This is a genomic window from Sulfurovum sp. TSL6, from assembly GCF_019972115.1.
Taxonomy (GTDB): domain Bacteria; phylum Campylobacterota; class Campylobacteria; order Campylobacterales; family Sulfurovaceae; genus Sulfurovum.
The window spans coordinates 400728-418267 of sequence record NZ_BPFJ01000001.1 but is presented as its reverse complement, the minus strand read 5'-3'; the positions used below and the strand labels follow the sequence as shown (position 1 = coordinate 418267).

Genomic DNA, 17540 nt, shown 5'->3' with positions numbered 1-17540 from the left:
TCATTATCTTATAAGTGTATATTAGCCAAATATATTTTTAATGTCAAGTAAATCTATAGGTTTTATAGTATATTTTATTTTTTCCATTTTTAAACGCTTGTTTCACATATATTACATATTGCACACAGGGTACACATAATGACGATAAAATATCATAACTTTATAAACACACTAAACAAACTCCGGGAGAACTAATGCGTATTATACTTTTTACTTTATGGACTGTAGGATTGCTGCAGGCACAAAGTATTCAACAACTTATCGATCAATCAATCAAAAAGCACCCTTCACTCCAAACTATCCAGCACCGTCTTTTGGCAATGGATGAACGTATAGAAGAGAGTCAAAATTTCTCTAATCCAGACCTCTCTTTTACTATCAATGATATACAGTTTGATAATCCTTCTGACCGCGGCCTTGAACCTATGCAGTTCAATGCTGTTAATTTTAAACAAAAGTTTCCATGGTTCGGTAAACTCGATGCCCGAAAAACCTTTACGAAAGCCCAAAAAAGTCTTATAGTTGACTCCTATGAAGTAGCCAAGATCACACTGGCTAAAGAGATACGGATGACATCCTATACAATGAAAGAACTTGAAGAACGCATCCGTATAGTCAACCGATATAAAGTTGTAGCAAAACAGAATATAGAACTCTATACCTCCTACGCATCTACAGAGAACAAAAGTCACACCAGCATGATGGCTGCGAGTTTGATGCTTGCTAAAATAAAAATAAAATATGAACGTTATACAATGATCTTGAAAAACCAACAAGCTAAACTCAAATACCTTGTACAAAGAGATGTATCTACAATTTCTGATCCATTAATGATCAAACGTCCTAAATCATTAGAAAGTTATCTTTCTAAATCACAAAACAATCTAAACTACCACATGAAACTCTCCGAGCAAAATATCGCTGATGCAAACAAGGTCATACAGGAACTAAGTGTTACCCCGGACCCTTATCTGAATGTAGGTTATTTCAACCGTAGAGAATATCCTGACTATGCCTCTGTGACAGTGGGAGTATCTCTGCCCTTATATGGTTCAGAAAAACATAATGCAGAAGCCGCACGCATGGAAGCACTTGCTGCAGCAAGTGCTTCTTTAGATTACAGATCTTCCTTGGAGAGCGAAATTACTGTTATGTATGCTAAACTCACTGAAGCCTACCACATCTATGACATTATCCAAAATGAAAGCCTACCCCAGCTTGATCATATGATCGAACTGAGTCAATCCGGTATTCAAAGCGGAGGTGACCTTTTTGCTTACACCAATCTCCTGGAACAAAAACTAGACCTGGAAGAACAGCGTATTTCCATCAAAGCCGAATACCTTCGAACACAGGCACAACTCAAATCTCTTATAGGTGAAATATAATGGTATCCATACATATAAAAACAACGCTCACACTTTTACTGATTCCAATTTTTTTATTCTCTCAGGATCAAAAAAAATCCATTCCTACCATAGAACAGCTTTTTAATGTCAAGACCATCAAAGTAAAAAGAATGACCATGGCCAAGGAGCAAATCAGCTACGGATATATCGTTGCGGAAGATTCACGCAAAGTTGATATACATGCATGGTTTTCAGGGTATGTCACAAAACTTTTTGCCGACACACTCTATAAAAAAGTAGAAAAAGGTGATGCCTTAGCCTATGTCTATTCTCCAGAAGTATACAAATCCAAACAGGACTACTTACACTCATTGGAATTCAATAAAAAGCACCCTTCACCTCAAATGCTTCAGAGTGCAAAAACCAAACTACGTCTTTTGGGTGTCAGTAATGAAGAGATAAAACGGATTGACAATGAACGTAAGGTCGATGAATTTACCACTATCTATGCACCACAATCAGGATGGATATTTGAAAAAAATATTAACGAAGGTGCCTCTTTCAATTCACAAAAAAAACTCTTTCAAATTGTAAACCTGGAAAAAGTATGGATAGAAGTCAAACTCTATCAGGATGAAATTGAAAAACTGCCTCTCCTAACTCATTTTAGTGTAAAATCCAAAGGTATTTCCAAAACCTATACAGCCCAAAAAAAACTTCTTTACCCAAAACTGGATCCTAAAGAGGCAACGGCTACATTAAGACTTCAACTTGATAATGAGGAAACTTTATTAAAACCAGGCATGTATGCAAAAGTCTATGCATCAGCCGATGCGAAAAGTCGTCTTATTATACCTCGTACCGCAGCTATACGTAAAAATGGCATGTGGTATGCTTTTCTTGCTACGGAATTTGAAGGTGAGTATGAACCTATGGTCATTCAGATCAAACCCATAGACTCGAAACATTATGAAATCATCAAAGGTCTTAAAGAGGGAGATACGGTGGTAAATAATGCGCTGTTCATGATGGATTCTGATGCCCAAATCAACGGGATTTATTAATGATAGAACGACTCATAGTATTTTCGGCTAAAAATCGTTTTCTTGTCCTTATGACCACCCTATTCCTCATCATAGGTTCCATTTGGGCAATGAGGAATACACCGTTAGATGCCCTGCCGGATCTTTCACCTCCACAGGTCATCGTACAAGTCACTTGGAAAGGGCAAAGCCCCGAAATCATAGAAGATCAAGGAACCTATCCGCTGGTTTCACAATTTCTGGCAATATCAAACATTGAAACCGTACGTGGATTTTCAACCTACGAAAATGCTCTGATCTACATCATTTTTAAAGAAGGTACAGACCTCTATTCGGCCAGAAGCCGTGTACTTGAACAACTGGCATCCATACAAAGTCAGCTTCCAGATACGATGGAAGTCACACTCGGACCCGATGCTTCTGGTGTAGGATGGGTGTATGAATATGCACTGACCTCTCAAACCAAAACCCTTGATGAACTGAGAACACTTCAAGACTACTATTACAAATACGCACTTATGGGTGTAGATGGGGTGAGTGAAGTAGCCAGTATAGGTGGATTTGTACCAACCTATCAAATTACTGTGAACAATGATGCACTGGTGCAGTATGATCTTTCGATCAAAGATATTTCTAAAACACTGAAACAGAACAATAATGACACTGGTGGACGCATCGTCATTCAAAACGGCTATGAATGGATGGTACAGGCCAAAGGGTATATCAAAGATTTAGATGAAATACGACAACTTGTCGTCACTACCAAAAATGGTATACCTCTGACACTCTCTCAATTAGGACGTGTAGAGATGGTGCCAAGTGCAAGACGTGGACTGGCTGACCTCAATGGAGAGGGAGAAGTGGTAGGAGGTATTGTCATGGTACGTTATGGAGAAGATGTATACACTGTCATAAAACGTATCAAGTCTAAAATACAAGAACTTAAAATAGAAGGTGTGGACATTGTTACTACCTATGACCGTTCGGGGCTAATAGAATCAGCGATTAAAACGCTTCAAACGACTCTATTTGAAGAAAGTATCATCGTCATCATAGTCATTAGTTTGTTTTTAATACACTTTCGTTCTATACTTATCATGCTTATCGTACTTCCATTAACCATAGCCTTACCTTTTTTACTTATGAAAGTTTTTGCTATACCATCTAATATTATGAGTCTAGGAGGTATCGCCATAGCTATCGGTGCCATGGTAGATGCATCTATCGTTATGATAGAAAATGCGCATAAAGCTATACATAAAAAAACTGAAGCGCATGGTGAGCCTCTGGAGAATGATGAACGTATCAAAACCATTATTCAATCTTCTCAACTTGTTGGACGTCCTATCTTTTTTGCTCTGGCACTTGTTGTCGTCTCCTTTTTACCTATCTTTGCACTTTCGGGTCAAGAGGGATTACTGTTTAATCCTCTTGCTTTTACTAAAACATTTGCGATGACTGCAGGAGCGATACTCTCCGTTACACTAGTACCTGTCTTAATGATATACTTCATAAAAGGAAAGATCATCCCCGAATCAAAAAATCCACTGAATCGTTTTTTTATTTGGCTTTATCACCCGCTCCTGCTCTATAGTTTAAAACTCAAATACCTCGTTATACCACTAGCCATTGGCGGACTTGCATTTGCTATACCTCTTTACCAAAAGTTAAACTGGGAATTTATGCCTATGCTCAATGAGCAAACTGTCATGTATATGCCTGTTACACCGTATGGCATCTCTGTGGATCAAAGTAAAGCACTGACACAGAAAACTGATCAGATCATCAAAAGTTTTCCTGAAGTGGCGACGGTATTTGGTAAAGGAGGACGTGCCAGTTCAGCTACTGATCCCGCACCTCTTGGTATGATCGAAACCATCATTACCTTTAAACCAAAATCACAATGGCGTACAGGTATGACACATGAAAAACTTATGGCCGAAATGGAAGATGCACTCCAGATACCGGGTCTTGTTAACTCTTGGACCTATCCTATACGTGGTCGAATCGATATGTTACTTTCAGGTATAAGAACACCTTTGGGCATCAAACTTTATGGAAAAGATGCAAAAGTACTACAATCTACAGCAATGCAAATAGAATCAAAACTACGTGAACTTAAAGGTACACAATCTGTTTTTTCTGATCAGGCTAGTGCGGGATTTTTCATAGATATTAACATAGACACCGAGGCATTACAGCGTTATAACATTTCTAAATCGTTGATCCATGAATATACTTCAGCTGCGATCGGTGGTAAAAAGATCACCACAATGTATAAAGGTTTGGAACGTTACCCTATCGCACTGCGCTTTGAAGAAGAAGAGCGTCGTAACCTTGATGATATACGTAATATACAAGTCAAAACACCGCTTGGATTTGTACCACTTTCCACCTTTGCAAAAGTGGAATACAAAGAGAGTGCTTCTGTAATAAAAAGTGAAATGGCAACACCGGTAACATTCATATATATTACGCCACAACAAGGAGTGAGTGCAGTTAAATACAAAGAAGAGGCCGTTAAGAGTTTAAAAAATATAAAACTCCCTCCGGGATATTACCTAGAATGGGAAGGACAGTCAGAATACCTTACCTCAGCAATGAAAAAAATAAAATGGATAGTTCCTGTTGTGCTCTTAGTGATATTGATCCTTATTTATTTTGCACTGGGGAAAATGGTACCTACACTTATTGTATTTTTCACACTTCCTTTTGCCCTACTAGGCGGTATAATTTATTTATATATGTTGCAGTTTAATATGAGTATTGCAGTGATAGTCGGTTTTTTAGCCCTTCTAGGAATTGCTGCAGAGACAGCTATAGTCATGATTGTCTATCTACAAGAAAGTGTTGAAGAGATGCATAAAAAAATGGGTGGAAAATTTAACAGGCAACACCTCTCCGATGCCATTTATGAAGGTGCTGTGCAAAGAGTGAGACCAAAACTCATGACTGTATTTGCCATATTGGCAGGACTTCTACCTATCATGTACACTTCTGGTATAGGAAGTGAAGTTATGCAACGTATTGCAGCACCTATGATAGGTGGGCTTGTAAGTTCCGCTATATTAAGCCTGTTTCTCATCCCTATTTTTTACGAAATGTATGAGAAATATCAATTAAAACAAACTAAAGGTTCCAAATGAAATCAAGGCTAACGATCACACTGCTTTTCACTCTATCTCTTCTAGCAGGATGTACAGATAAAGAGCAAAAAGGATCCATCACTGAAGATGGTATGAAATGTGGTCCAGGAAAATGTGGTGCAAGTATGGTTGATGGTTCCGCATTACTGGTAAAAAAGAAGATGAACATTTTAAACCAGCTTGAAAAAGAAGACAATAGGCGGAACTGTGTACTGAAAGCGTTAACAACAAAAGAGATATACGATTGTGTACGTGTCAAAGAGACCGGTAGGTTAAGTACAAAATGTTCATCAGACAATACCGTAAAGGTACCAAAAAAAGAGTTACTTCCGATGAAATGTGAAACAGGAAAATGTACTGGCAGTTAGTAGTATATACTCAAATGCTTATTTGATCGCTATTAAAGTAAGAAAATAAAATAGATTTTAAGAGGAGAAAAGAGGAGATCTATTCAAAAGCCAAAAGGCTTTTGAATGTAAAAGTTTAAAAAAACTTATTTCATTGCTGCAATGTGCTCTGCAACAGCTTTGATAGTAGCATCATCCATAGAAGCTACTTGACCTTTCATAAGACCACCCATACCGTGTTGGTTAAGTGTACCAGCTTTATAACCGTTAAGTTGCTCAATTGTTTTAGCAGCATCTTGACCTGTGATCACAGCAGATTTACCTAGAGCTTTTTTTTCACCGTTTGCACCGTGACAACCAACACATTTAGCGTAAGCAGCAGCACCATCAGCCATAAGTAGTGTAGATCCAGCGAGTAACATTGCGATTGCAATTTTTTTCATTTTAATTCCTTTTATTTTATTGATTAACATTAAAAAGGTCTACGGTAAGTAGGCCTTTCACCTCGAAATTATAGTTTACAATTCCTTAACACGCAGGTACGTTACCAGAATCGCTTGCATATTCATAAGCAAAGTCATATACATCATCAACATATTTTGCTTTGAATTTTTTTAACTTTGGACATATTTTCTTTACTTCATTTTCAAACTTACCAGCTTCATGGATCATTTCCCACTCATCTTGCGTATGTTTTTGTGCAAACTTAACACCATTAAATCCACAAGGCGCTTTCATCTTTTTAAGATAAATCTTTTGACCTTTTTTCACATCTGCAGATGCAGTTGATGAGAGTAATGTCATACCAAGTAAAGCAGCAACTGCCAATTTTGTCATAGTCTTCATATATAATCCTTTTAATTTTTAGGTAAAAGCATAATAGCATGGAATTGTGAAAATATTGTGAAGTATTTGAAAGAAGAAGCAGAAGGTTGACAACTGCTTCGAGAAGTTACATTTAGTTTAACACTTTGGAACGTGTGATCCACCTTCACCATATTCATAAGTGAATTCATACAAGTGTTTCCACCATGATTTTTTAATTTTCTTTAGAGGTAATTTCGGGCAAAGTCTCTTTGTTTCTGCTTCAAATTCGCCATCATCATATAATTCTTCCCACTCATCCTGGGTATGATGTCTTGCAAATCTCACGCCTGAGAATCCACAATATTTTCTAATCTTCTTTTTATATACTTTTTGACCTTTTTTTACACTCGCAGATGCGACTGTTGGTGTACTGACCATTGCAAATGCAACAAGACTAAGTACAGTGACTATTCTTTTCATGTTCATTCTTCCTTTATTTTATAATATAACCTTATCCAAAGTTATTGTAACTACTTCAACTTATTAAAAACCTTAAACTTATTCCAATATATATCCAAAGCTTCATCAATGTCACTATCAGACAACTTCGTTTTTTCTTTAATACCATAAGTGTCTATAAATAGATCAGACATAACAGAGATCTCTTTTAAGGGATATTTCAAATAATGTTTCAGCCCTGCTTTCACATTTTCTTCACCACTATAGACAAGCAGGTAACGCATAAACATACGCTGTAATGATGTGGGTAACTCTTTATGACACTCCACACAATGACGTTCATACGCATCCTGTGCGAACACACCTGATACCAAGGCTAAACATAGCATGATAGGCTTTACCATCTCAACACCATTTCTGTACCCTCTCCTTCTTTTGAATCTACCACTATAGAGATATTATATTCATCCAGTATTTTTTTAACGATGCTCAAACCGACACCAAAACCACCTTCACTCTTATTGAATCTCATATAGCGATCAAAAATAAAAGGTATTTTTTCTTCATTTATACCTATACCTGTATCCCAGATAACCAACATGCCTTCTCTTGATCGTATTCCTATTGTACCTTTACGTTTATTATATTTAATCGCATTTGATATGAGGTTATCTATCACCCTTGTAAATTTACGTCTATCCATAGTAATACTTGCCTCTTCCAAGTCTAGATCATATTCTATATGTTTTGACTGTGCCAGAACAGAAAAATACTCTAACCTGTTATATATGAGCTCTTTGATATCTATCTCTTCATTATGGTTCTCTTTCTCTTCTTCCAGCATAAGATACGTTAAATCTTTGTAAAGTACAGAAACTGTTTTAGCTGCAATGTTGATTCGTGCCAGTTTGGTCTTATTTTTCTCTACCATGACATCGGTATCCATCATCTCTATATTTGCCAGTATAGCAGAGAGCGGTGTATTAAGCTCATGCGTAGTATCTTTAATAAACCTGTCCAACAGTACAATGGAATCCCGCATCGGCTTTAAAAACAATTTAGCAAGATAGAGTCCGAACAGTATAAAAAAGATAAAGATAACAATACCATAGCCTATGATATTTTTCCATATCTCCCCTCTCCATGCACCACTGTCTTTTACTTCTATGACAAGATACTTCGTCCCCAGATAAAATTCATCCAGCATCTTCACTAAATGTATATGGTCATGCGTAATATATATCTCTTCCGCATCAAAACGTACATTTTCATCTTCCAGTAATGAAAATATTTTCATATGTTCTAAATCATAAATAGCTGATTTGAAACGGGGATCACGAGGGTATTCAGTTCTTTCAGGAAAAAAATGGTGCAGTACTTTAAGTCTTTTTGTTTGAATATAAGCATATTTGGTCAGCATCGCTCGCTTGTCAGAAAGCATCAGTTCTTCCTGACTTTGATAATAAAACAGTGAAAGCAGGGTGATCAGAAATATGACCATAGCTGCATAGAGCGTTAAAAATCTAAAAAGAGATTTCTTCTCACTTCTCAGCAGTGAATTTGTAGCCTTGTTTTTTAATACTAACAATTCTTTCCTTACCTATGATTTTACGAAGATTTTTAATGTAAGTGCGGAGTGCCGTATCACTGGGCTCTTCATCAAAATCCCATAAATGTTTATATATACGTTCATGGACAATGACCTCATCCTCATTTTTCATAAAGAGTTTAAGCAGCATTGACTCTTTGTGTCCCAAGGATACCGTTTTACCATCGATGATCAATTCATTATTTTTGATGTCATAGGCAATATCTTTTGAAATCTTTATCAACTCTTTGGATTCATGATAAAAAGCACGTTTAAGGAGTGTCTCCACACGTATCTGCAGTTCTTTGAGCGCAAAAGGTTTACGTATGTAGTCATCACATCCACTCTCAAAGCCTTTTTCCAAGTCATCCACCGAGTCTAAAGAAGTAATAAAAATAGCCGGTGCAACCACATCAGCTTCTCTCGCTTCTTTTAAAAGATCAAAACCATTCATACCCGGCGTGTTGACATCAAAAAGAAGCAGGTCATACTTACTCTCATACAATTTTTCTTGTGCCTCATATCCATCATAGACACTCACCACATCATGCCCCTTTTCCTGCAGAAATTCTGTAACCGTTTCATTCAGATTGGCATCATCTTCAAGTAATAATATTTTACTCATCTACAGAGACTGCCTGACCCAGTTTTGTAGTCTACTGGCATCTAAAGCACCACTCACTCTATCAACTTCTTTACCATTTTTAAACACGATGAGCGTTGGTATGCTCTGTATGCCATACTGAGCACCCAAAGCTTGCTGTTCATCGGTATTGACCTTTACAAACTGTGCCTGAAGTGGCATCGCCAAAGCAGCTTCTTCAAAAGCAGGAGCCATCTGCAGACAAGGGCCACACCATGGTGCCCAAAAGTCTACGACCACAGGAATATCGGAATTGGCTATAAAAGTACCCAGTTTGTCTGAATCGACAGAAATAGGCTGACTCTCAAGCAGAGACTTCTTACACTCACCGCAGTTCGCTTTAGCATAAGATTCTTTCTTAGGTATACGGTTCACTTTCAGACAATGCGGGCATACAACATTAACATTCATAAGAAATACTCCCTATTTAGATTAGTTTTTAGTTTCTTAGGTATTATAGCAAATAAAATAAATATAAATTAAACAAGCACATGACTCGATACGAATCACCGTATCGGTGAAATAAAAGGAGATAGAAATGAAACGTGAACTCATACTCGGCGGTGGATGTTTCTGGTGTACTGAAGCAGTATTTGAATTACTTAAAGGTGTCAGTGATGTAGAGAGCGGGTACGCTAATGGACATACGCCCAATCCAACCTACAGAGATATCTGTACAGGTGACACAGGGTATGCAGAAGTCATTAAGATCACGTATGATGACAGTATCATTACGGTAGATACCTTACTGGAAATTTTCTTCCTGGTCCACAACCCTACAACACTCAACCGACAAGGTGCAGATGTAGGAACGCAATATCGCTCAACCATTCTTTATACCGATGATGAGATAAAAGAGGCTGCCGAGTCTGCGATGGAAGCTGCCCAGGCGGACTATAGTGATCCTATCATCACAGTCATAGAACCTTTAGACAACTACTATAAAGCAGAAGAGTATCATCAGGACTATTATCGTCAAAACCAAATGCAGGGTTACTGTATGGCAGTCATACCACCAAAATTAGCAAAACTTAAAGCGAAATTTGGCAAAGAGATGGCGTAGTTACTTACCGCTTAGAGGGTTGTCACTGCGCTTTTTGACTTTCTTTTCCTGGTCTTCACTCACATTGGGTGTGGAAAACTCTACTTGTCCAGCGATGATGCATCCTTTGCACCCTGGCTCACAATGATGATGAAGTTTTAGACACCACTCTTTATCCTCACCTTTTGTCCCCATAAATTGACATCCCCAACCGCTGCTCATTTGATTCTCCTAATATCTTATTTCAAACCCATCGGTTCTAAATTCTGCATCATTGATGATCTCATATCGGATATCCTCTACCAAGCTCGATGGTGATCCATCTTTTAATATACTCATGAATGTATCAAAATCCTCATCAAACACTTCAGCTACCACTTCTACTGTACCATCATCAAGATTTTGTATGTATCCTTTATATTGCTTCTTCATCATCGCCTGAGAAACAAACTTACGATAGAATACCCCCTGCACTTTTCCAAAAATCATAAATCTATACCACTCCATATTCGTCCTTAAGACCTTGTAAAAATTCTATAATACGCTGTTGGAACAGGGTATCTTCTGAACTCTCCATACATTCATGCAGTTGCATAAGAAGTCCCATATCTATCTTTGATGTAAAACGAGGTACTTCTCTGGTCTCTCTTTCAACCAACAGAATAAGATGCTCAAAATCCAATCCGTTGTTAGTTAAAATTTTTGTATGGTATTCATTAACCGTATCGATGAGAAGCTCTGCTCTTTCCTGGTCATCACTATAAATGCTATGTGCTATCTCTTTCAATTTTTGTTTTTCACATTCACAGATCTCACCATTCGCTGAGACCATAAGGGTTAAGATCTTTGCTCTATATTCTAAAGAACTATGATGGTATACAAGTAATTCTCTGAACATTTTCATGAGTTGACGTTTTAAATTTTTAAACAAAATCCTGCCCTTCTGATTTATTAACACTATTTTAACAAAATAATACTATAGTTTTATATTTATTTGCAAAAGAGGCTGTCTAAATGGGCAATATCGATTTAATTATCATCTTAACAACCGCTTTTTTAGGCAGTGTTGGACATTGTATTGGTATGTGTGGCGGGATTGTTGTTGCATACTCTTCTACAAAAATAGATCAACAAACAAGTTATCTTCAACAAACATCCGCACATTTGGCCTATAACTTCGGTCGTGTCACGACTTATGCTATGTTAGGTGCCCTATTTGGTTTTGTAGGGCAAGTCGTTGCATTTACACCTACTACTAAGGGAGTGCTCTTTGTCTTTACGGGTATACTCATGGTATTGGCTGGACTTTCACTTTTGGGAAATTTTAAATTTCTAAACTCAGCAGAATGGTCGGTTTCCAAATACCCATGGTATCAAAAGAGCTTTAGAGCACTGATGTCAGACAAATCGTATCTCAGTTTTTATCTGTTAGGTTTGCTCAATGGTATTATCCCTTGTGGGCTTGTCTACTCTTTTTCCATTTTTGCGGCAAGTACAGCTGATCCTCTTGCGGGTGCTTTGGTGATGGCGACCTTCGGACTGGCTACCATCCCTGCACTTTTCTTTTTAGGCTTTCTCACAAAGATCCTGCAAAAAGGCTCCCTTCGTGGTACCATGATGAAGCTTGCCGCAATGCTTGTTATTCTCTATGGAGGGATCACACTGTTTAAAGGCTATAACTTTATAGCACATCCGGAAATGATGAAAGAGAGAATGGATAAAATGCATGAGGGAAGTACCGATGGCACACTTACAGGCCAATTTAACGGTATGAAATGTGCTCCAGGAAAATGTGGCTGACATAATCCTTTATTTAGCGCATTTTATGTGCTTTTCAACTCTCATCTCAAGCTCTTTGAAATAACTATACACTGAGTACTCAGATCATCCTCATATACCAGTCCAGATCAAAACCAAAACCTCACACCTACCATTACACTGGTTTCATCTATAGGATGATATTCACGTGTATTTCCAAATGTTTTTTCCCATGTAATACCGATATAGGGGTGCAAGTTCACGTATAAATTCATAGCGTAAACGTAATCCTGCTTCTAGGTTGGAAATTCCGGAACCAATGTGCATATCCGGATCGTCTTTTGTGTAGAGATCTGCTTCGAGTGATGGTGTGAGTATCAGTTTCTGTGTCAGCAGTGCTTCATACTCCGCATCTAAACGTAATCCGACATTCCCCTCTCCATTGACAAGCAGAGCCGCTCTTGTCTCAAAATAGTAAGGCGCCAAACCTGAAATTGCGATCTCTACCCATGTTTTGGATGCATCATCACTTTTGTCATAGGCCAACCCCATCTGTACATCCCAAAACGGTGCCATAGCCCTGGAGTACACCAGTTCATTTTGGCTTGACTCCAAGCCGTCAGAAGTCGCTTCCCCTTCACTGTAGAGGTAAAGTTTATTGATATCGTAGCCTATCCAAAAGCTGCCTTCCCACACTCTTGTATTTTCATCATTGTCCAGTACTTCAAATCGATCCATAAGGAACATGGTGACCAATGGATCATCCTCCATACTTGCCTGAGCAGTTTGTCCCAATGCAAACATAACCATCAAACCTGATACTATTTTTTTCATATCCATTCCTTTATGCTACCACCACTTTTCTGAACATACCGGCCATATGATAAAGCATATGACAATGATATGCCCATGCACCTCTGGCATCAACGGTGACCCTGTAACTTATCTTGGCACCTGGCTGTACAATGACTGTATGTTTTCTAACCAAATGGTTATCGTCACCTGTTTCCAGGTCACTCCACATGCCATGCAGATGCATGGGGTGGTTCATCATGGTATCGTTGATAAATGTAATACGTATACGTTCACCGTAGTAAAACACCAAAGGTTTGGAGTCGGCATATTTGATACCATTGATAGACCACATATAGCGTTCCATATTGCCCGTGAGGTGTAAAATGATCTCTCTGTCCGGTTTTTTGGCTTTACGCGTTGAGTATCTGTTCTTCAGATCTGCATAGGTCAGGACTTTTCGACCATTATTTCTCAGTCCTACTCCTGGATCATCCAGTCTGTATTTAGGTGCTACTGCCTTCATGGTAGTTTGTAATCCGCGTTTCATAGGCAGTTGCGTTATGGGATATCTCTGTGATTCCATCTTTGCATATTTGTCTTTTTCCAAGTCTTTTTTAGAAGACATCATCATACCTGAACCGCATTTCATACCCCCGCCGTGATCCATTTGGCCCATATCCATTCCCATATCAGTATGGGTAAGTACAGGTTTGGGATCCATGGCAGGTGCCTTTGCCAACATAGAAGTTTTCGGTGTGAATGATCCCATGGCATACCCTGAACGGTCGATACTCTGTGCAAATATGGCATAGGCTTTATGATCAGCAGGCTCTACTATGACATCATAAGTTTCTGCTACCCCGATACGAAACTCCTCGATGCTTAGAGGTTTGACATGATTTCCATCTGCAGCTACCACGGTCATTTTGAGTCCGGGTATACGTACATCAAAGAATGTCATTGCCGAGGCATTGACAAAACGCAGACGGATCTTTTCCCCTCTGTTAAAAAGTGCTTTAAATTGGGTCGCAGGATTTTTTCCATTCATCAAGAAAGTATAGGTGTATCCTGTGACATCAGAGAGGTCCCGGTCATTCATACGCATCTGGTTCCACATTTTTCTATCAGAAAACGCATTTGCCAAGCCTTTCTCTTTTACTTCATCCAGAAAAGTACCTACCGTCCTTCGAGAAAAATTATAGTAGTGGCTCATCTTTTTGAGTTTTTTGTAGATCGTTTCGGGTTTCTCATCACTCCAGTCAGAGAGCAGTACAACATAGTCTTTGTCATAGGCAAACGGTTCTTTTCTCTTTGGCTGGATGATAATGGCACCATACATCCCTGTTTGCTCCTGAAATCCTGAGTGACTGTGATACCAGTAGGTTCCGTGCTGCCGTACTTTGAAGGTATAGGTAAAAGTCTCTCCCGGAGCAATACCGTCAAAACTCAGACCGGGAACACCATCCATCCCGGCAGGTAAAATGATGCCATGCCAGTGAATAGAAGAGGTTTTTTTCAAATGATTGGTCACATGCAAGGTGACAGTTTCCCCTTCTTTCCACACCAGGGTAGGAGCTGGTATCTGTCCATTGATGGCAGTGGCTACAGCATTTTTCCCTGTGATATTCACCGGTGTATAGTCGATGTCCAGGAAAAATTCATTTCCCCTAAGGATATTACGGTTGTTGATCCGTTTTGACCTTGTTCTGGCCTCTGCATCTGTTGCCGTAAGCGTCAGTAGTGAAGTGACAGCCACCCCTTTTACAAATGTTCGTCTTCGCATGATATCCCCTTGTCTCATTTTTTCTTTAGTGCATTGGATTTCTCTTCATACTCTTGTGTATCTATTTCACCTTTTGCATAACGTTTATCCAGTATATCCTGTGCAGAGGTGCGTTTATCTTCACTTTTGTTATTCTCTTTCAAAAAATAAAAGACAAGAAGTACGAACAATAAGGGTATGATCCACATACCAAATCCCATACCCCAAACATGTCCTATATAATCCATTTTTTATCCTTTCTGAAGTCTTTTTACTTTGAGTATAGTACAAAGGTGTGTACTTCATGTGCATCTTCAATCTTACATGACACATTTTGGACTTTCTCTTAGAATCAAAACAGCAAAAGATGTAAAAACAGGTTGTGTACATGCATCTCTTTTGCACACTATTTGCACACTTTCATATTATTATGAATCATGAGAAACATAAAGGAGAGATCGTGAACAAAATAGTCAAAGATGTGGTGTGTGGAATGGATACTTCAACAGATTCTGAATTTCATACAGAACATGCTTCAAAAAACTATTATTTTTGTTCTCAACATTGTCAGGATAAATTTAATGAAGATCCTCAGAAATACATTGAAGTAAAAGAGTGGAGCAGTGAAAATCAGAAAGCAAAAATGGATGAAAGCACTGATGCTCTCTATACCTGTCCCATGCATCCAGAGATCCAACAAAAAGGACCTGGCACGTGTCCTAAATGTGGAATGGCACTTGAGCCTATGGCAGTACAAGATACTGCCGAGAATCAAGAACTACATGATATGACCCTCCGTTTTAAAATCAGTACCGTACTGGCTCTACCTGTGTTTGTCTTGGCAATGACCACAGACCTATTCCCTTCACTCTTGCCTTCATGGCTCTCTATGTCCCTTGTTCAGTGGATACTGTTTGCCTTTGCTACACCTGTGGTACTTTGGGGAGGTTGGCCATTTTTTGTGCGTGGTGTAAACTCTCTGCGCACCATGAATCTCAATATGTTCACTCTGATCTCACTTGGTGTAGGTACGGCATGGATTTACAGTATGGTAGCATTATTATTCCCTCAAATATTTCCGCCAGAAATGAAAATGGAAAATGGGTTAGTACATGTCTATTTTGAAGCTGCAGCAGTCATCGTAGCCTTAGTATTACTGGGACAGGTCCTTGAACTGCGTGCACGTTCGCAAACCAATACAGCCATACAAATGCTTTTAGGTTTAGCTCCCAATACAGCTCGTATCGTTAGAGAAGATGGAAGTGAAGAGGATATCCCTTTGGAAAATGTACAGGTCGGAGATGTGCTGCGTATCCGTCCAGGGGATAAAATACCTGTTGATGGTATAGTAACAGAAGGTGAAAGCAACATAGATGAGTCGATGGTCACAGGCGAATCTATCGCTGTTGAAAAAAAAGAAGGCGACAAAGTGATTGGTGCCACGGTCAATGCAACGGGATCACTGCTTATCAAAGCTGAGAAAGTCGGTGCAGATACCCTACTCTCTCAAATTGTAGATATGGTAGCCCATGCACAGCGTTCACGTGCACCTATTCAAAAATTAGCAGATGTGGTTTCAGGTTATTTTGTACCTATTGTGGTTTTTATCGCAGTATTGGCATTTTCAGGATGGTATATATGGGGGCCGGAGCCTCGCTTGGCGTATGCCATAGTAAGTGCCGTATCTGTACTTATCATCGCTTGTCCTTGTGCTTTGGGGCTTGCAACACCAGTTTCCATCATGGTGGGTACAGGGAAAGGTGCTTCGGTAGGAGTACTTATTAAAAATGCAGAGGCATTGGAAATTTTAGAAAAGGTGGATACGCTTGTGGTAGATAAAACAGGTACACTCACCGAAGGAAAGCCTAAACTGGTGACTGTCGAAGTGGAAGAAGGCATAGATAAAAATGTCCTTCTTTCTGTGGTAGCCACCATTGAACAGTCCAGTGAGCATCCATTGGCAGAAGCTATTGTAGAAGGGGTAAAAGAACGTGGGCTTCATTTAACGAAAACAGAAGATTTTAACTCTGTTACAGGACAAGGCGTAACGGGTGTTGTAGATGGGATAAAAGTGGCTATAGGAAACTCTAAACTTCTAGAAGGTTTAGGTATAAAAACGGGTCATTTACCGGCACTATCTGAAAAGTACCGGAAAGAAGGACAAACAGTAATGCTCATAGCTTTGGATGGAAAAGCAGCAGGAGTTGTGGGGGTCATGGATCCTATTAAAACGACAACACCTGAAGCCATAACACAGCTGCATACACAGGGTATCGAAGTAGTCATGCTTACGGGTGACAACCAAACCACTGCACAAGCGGTGGCAAATAAACTAAATATTGACAGAGTTCAAGCAGATGTTTCTCCAGAAGAAAAGTCTACCATAGTATCCCAACTCCAAGCAGAAGGTAAAGTAGTAGCCATGGCAGGTGATGGGATCAATGATGCACCGGCTTTAGCCAAGGCACATGTAGGTATTGCGATGGGTACAGGAACAGATGTAGCCATGGAAAGTGCTGGCGTGACTTTGGTTAAAGGAGATTTGACAGGTATAGTTAGAGCCATTAAACTCAGTAAAGGAACGATGAGGAACATTCGACAAAATCTATTTTTTGCCTTTGTTTATAATTCGATGGGTGTACCTATCGCGGCGGGGGTTCTCTACCCATTCTTTGGTATACTCTTGTCTCCAATGATAGCCGCTGTTGCAATGAGTTTTTCATCCGTTTCAGTCATATCCAACTCTCTACGACTTAGAAAGCTAAAATTATAATAACTATAGTTGTACAGTATATGACGAT

General features: G+C 39.0%; 21 protein-coding genes. 7 read left to right on the top strand and 14 right to left on the bottom strand.

The annotated features are described in order from the left end of the window. Positions 1-194: 194 nt before the first annotated feature. From LDM93_RS01995 to LDM93_RS01980, 4 genes are read left to right on the top strand one after another with little or no spacing between them, the layout of a single operon-like run. Complete coding sequence (locus tag LDM93_RS01995; RefSeq protein ID WP_223890306.1) at positions 195-1388, top strand: TolC family protein; 1194 nt, start codon at positions 195-197, stop codon at positions 1386-1388. Continuing rightward, positions 1388-2413, top strand: a complete 1026-nt coding sequence (locus LDM93_RS01990) for an efflux RND transporter periplasmic adaptor subunit (RefSeq protein ID WP_223890305.1) — start codon at positions 1388-1390, stop codon at positions 2411-2413. Before LDM93_RS01995 ends, LDM93_RS01990 begins: the two co-directional genes overlap by 1 nt. Then, complete coding sequence (locus tag LDM93_RS01985; protein ID WP_223890303.1) at positions 2413-5538, top strand: efflux RND transporter permease subunit; 3126 nt, start codon at positions 2413-2415, stop codon at positions 5536-5538. The genes LDM93_RS01990 and LDM93_RS01985 overlap by 1 nt, the downstream gene beginning before the upstream one ends. Then, positions 5535-5906 (top strand): hypothetical protein, encoded by a 372-nt coding sequence (locus LDM93_RS01980; RefSeq protein WP_223890302.1) that lies wholly within the window; start codon positions 5535-5537, stop codon positions 5904-5906. Before LDM93_RS01985 ends, LDM93_RS01980 begins: the two co-directional genes overlap by 4 nt. A 125-nt stretch (positions 5907-6031) precedes the next feature. On the opposite strand, the gene LDM93_RS01975 is transcribed toward LDM93_RS01980, so the two are convergent. From LDM93_RS01975 to trxC, 7 genes are all read right to left on the bottom strand, one after another. Beyond that, positions 6032-6328, bottom strand: a complete 297-nt coding sequence (locus tag LDM93_RS01975) for a c-type cytochrome (protein ID WP_223890300.1) — start codon at positions 6326-6328, stop codon at positions 6032-6034. Positions 6329-6413: 85 nt separating this feature from the next. Further along, complete coding sequence (locus tag LDM93_RS01970) at positions 6414-6731, bottom strand: cytochrome C (RefSeq protein WP_223890299.1); 318 nt, start codon at positions 6729-6731, stop codon at positions 6414-6416. Positions 6732-6848: 117 nt separating this feature from the next. Then, on the bottom strand, positions 6849-7172 hold the full coding sequence (locus tag LDM93_RS01965) for a hypothetical protein (protein ID WP_223890297.1): 324 nt from the start codon (positions 7170-7172) through the stop codon (positions 6849-6851). Between the two features lie 50 nt (positions 7173-7222). Continuing rightward, the gene (locus LDM93_RS01960; RefSeq protein ID WP_223890296.1) at positions 7223-7555 is read right to left on the bottom strand and encodes a hypothetical protein; all 333 of its coding nucleotides are present in this window, start codon (positions 7553-7555) and stop codon (positions 7223-7225) included. After that, positions 7549-8739 carry a HAMP domain-containing sensor histidine kinase gene (locus tag LDM93_RS01955; RefSeq protein WP_223890294.1) on the bottom strand — a complete coding sequence of 397 codons (1191 nt, stop codon included), beginning with the start codon at positions 8737-8739 and terminating at the stop codon, positions 7549-7551. The genes LDM93_RS01960 and LDM93_RS01955 overlap by 7 nt, the downstream gene beginning before the upstream one ends. Beyond that, positions 8693-9364: a response regulator transcription factor gene (locus LDM93_RS01950; protein WP_223890291.1), complete on the bottom strand. Its 672-nt coding sequence runs from the start codon at positions 9362-9364 to the stop codon at positions 8693-8695. Before LDM93_RS01950 ends, LDM93_RS01955 begins: the two co-directional genes overlap by 47 nt. Then, positions 9365-9793: a thioredoxin TrxC gene (gene trxC, locus LDM93_RS01945; RefSeq protein ID WP_223890290.1), complete on the bottom strand. Its 429-nt coding sequence runs from the start codon at positions 9791-9793 to the stop codon at positions 9365-9367. Between the two features lie 127 nt (positions 9794-9920). On the opposite strand from trxC, the gene msrA reads away from it, so the two are divergent. Next, complete coding sequence (gene msrA, locus LDM93_RS01940; RefSeq protein WP_223890289.1) at positions 9921-10445, top strand: peptide-methionine (S)-S-oxide reductase MsrA; 525 nt, start codon at positions 9921-9923, stop codon at positions 10443-10445. Here the strand turns inward: msrA and LDM93_RS01935 are convergent, their stop codons facing one another. Genes LDM93_RS01935 through LDM93_RS01925 form a run of 3 tightly spaced genes read right to left on the bottom strand, consistent with a single transcriptional unit; the run spans position 10446 to position 11355 of the window. After that, positions 10446-10646, bottom strand: a complete 201-nt coding sequence (locus LDM93_RS01935; RefSeq protein ID WP_223890288.1) for a hypothetical protein — start codon at positions 10644-10646, stop codon at positions 10446-10448. Positions 10647-10655: 9 nt separating this feature from the next. Further along, a complete protein-coding gene (locus LDM93_RS01930) occupies positions 10656-10931 on the bottom strand; it encodes an acylphosphatase (protein ID WP_223890287.1) in 276 nt (91 codons plus the stop codon). Then, positions 10918-11355 carry a hypothetical protein gene (locus tag LDM93_RS01925; protein WP_223890286.1) on the bottom strand — a complete coding sequence of 146 codons (438 nt, stop codon included), beginning with the start codon at positions 11353-11355 and terminating at the stop codon, positions 10918-10920. Before LDM93_RS01925 ends, LDM93_RS01930 begins: the two co-directional genes overlap by 14 nt. Positions 11356-11438: 83 nt before the next feature. On the opposite strand from LDM93_RS01925, the gene LDM93_RS01920 reads away from it, so the two are divergent. Further along, on the top strand, positions 11439-12224 hold the full coding sequence (locus LDM93_RS01920; RefSeq protein ID WP_223890285.1) for a sulfite exporter TauE/SafE family protein: 786 nt from the start codon (positions 11439-11441) through the stop codon (positions 12222-12224). Positions 12225-12331: 107 nt separating this feature from the next. Here the strand turns inward: LDM93_RS01920 and LDM93_RS11395 are convergent, their stop codons facing one another. The 4 genes from LDM93_RS11395 to LDM93_RS01905 are packed head-to-tail and all read right to left on the bottom strand — an operon-like array spanning position 12332 to position 14987. Further along, on the bottom strand, positions 12332-12421 hold the full coding sequence (locus LDM93_RS11395; RefSeq protein ID WP_374706125.1) for a hypothetical protein: 90 nt from the start codon (positions 12419-12421) through the stop codon (positions 12332-12334). Then, entirely contained in the window at positions 12387-13016 is a 630-nt protein-coding gene (locus tag LDM93_RS01915; RefSeq protein ID WP_238480470.1) for a copper resistance protein B, read from the bottom strand. The genes LDM93_RS11395 and LDM93_RS01915 overlap by 35 nt, the downstream gene beginning before the upstream one ends. 10 nt (positions 13017-13026) lie before the next feature. After that, entirely contained in the window at positions 13027-14760 is a 1734-nt protein-coding gene (locus LDM93_RS01910; RefSeq protein ID WP_255586201.1) for a copper resistance system multicopper oxidase, read from the bottom strand. A gap of 14 nt (positions 14761-14774) precedes the next feature. Then, positions 14775-14987, bottom strand: a complete 213-nt coding sequence (locus LDM93_RS01905; RefSeq protein WP_223890283.1) for an SHOCT domain-containing protein — start codon at positions 14985-14987, stop codon at positions 14775-14777. A gap of 212 nt (positions 14988-15199) precedes the next feature. Between LDM93_RS01905 and LDM93_RS01900 the strand changes: the two genes are divergently transcribed. Further along, positions 15200-17512 (top strand): heavy metal translocating P-type ATPase, encoded by a 2313-nt coding sequence (locus LDM93_RS01900; protein WP_223890282.1) that lies wholly within the window; start codon positions 15200-15202, stop codon positions 17510-17512. Positions 17513-17540: the final 28 nt, after the last annotated feature.

Bases quoted from the DNA above. Each gene is read 5' to 3' on its own strand.
- LDM93_RS01995 (WP_223890306.1), top strand. From the start codon at position 195: ATGCGTATTATACTTTTTACTTTATGGACTGTAGGATTGCTGCAGGCA.
- LDM93_RS01990 (WP_223890305.1), top strand. From the start codon at position 1,388: ATGGTATCCATACATATAAAAACAACGCTCACACTTTTACTGATTCCA.
- LDM93_RS01985 (WP_223890303.1), top strand. From the start codon at position 2,413: ATGATAGAACGACTCATAGTATTTTCGGCTAAAAATCGTTTTCTTGTC.
- LDM93_RS01980 (WP_223890302.1), top strand. From the start codon at position 5,535: ATGAAATCAAGGCTAACGATCACACTGCTTTTCACTCTATCTCTTCTA.
- LDM93_RS01975 (WP_223890300.1), bottom strand. From the start codon at position 6,328: ATGAAAAAAATTGCAATCGCAATGTTACTCGCTGGATCTACACTACTT.
- LDM93_RS01970 (WP_223890299.1), bottom strand. From the start codon at position 6,731: ATGAAGACTATGACAAAATTGGCAGTTGCTGCTTTACTTGGTATGACA.
- LDM93_RS01965 (WP_223890297.1), bottom strand. From the start codon at position 7,172: ATGAAAAGAATAGTCACTGTACTTAGTCTTGTTGCATTTGCAATGGTC.
- LDM93_RS01960 (WP_223890296.1), bottom strand. From the start codon at position 7,555: ATGGTAAAGCCTATCATGCTATGTTTAGCCTTGGTATCAGGTGTGTTC.
- LDM93_RS01950 (WP_223890291.1), bottom strand. From the start codon at position 9,364: ATGAGTAAAATATTATTACTTGAAGATGATGCCAATCTGAATGAAACG.
- trxC (WP_223890290.1), bottom strand. From the start codon at position 9,793: ATGAATGTTAATGTTGTATGCCCGCATTGTCTGAAAGTGAACCGTATA.
- msrA (WP_223890289.1), top strand. From the start codon at position 9,921: ATGAAACGTGAACTCATACTCGGCGGTGGATGTTTCTGGTGTACTGAA.
- LDM93_RS01935 (WP_223890288.1), bottom strand. From the start codon at position 10,646: ATGAGCAGCGGTTGGGGATGTCAATTTATGGGGACAAAAGGTGAGGAT.
- LDM93_RS01930 (WP_223890287.1), bottom strand. From the start codon at position 10,931: ATGGAGTGGTATAGATTTATGATTTTTGGAAAAGTGCAGGGGGTATTC.
- LDM93_RS01920 (WP_223890285.1), top strand. From the start codon at position 11,439: ATGGGCAATATCGATTTAATTATCATCTTAACAACCGCTTTTTTAGGC.
- LDM93_RS01915 (WP_238480470.1), bottom strand. From the start codon at position 13,016: ATGAAAAAAATAGTATCAGGTTTGATGGTTATGTTTGCATTGGGACAA.
- LDM93_RS01910 (WP_255586201.1), bottom strand. From the start codon at position 14,760: ATGCGAAGACGAACATTTGTAAAAGGGGTGGCTGTCACTTCACTACTG.
- LDM93_RS01905 (WP_223890283.1), bottom strand. From the start codon at position 14,987: ATGGATTATATAGGACATGTTTGGGGTATGGGATTTGGTATGTGGATC.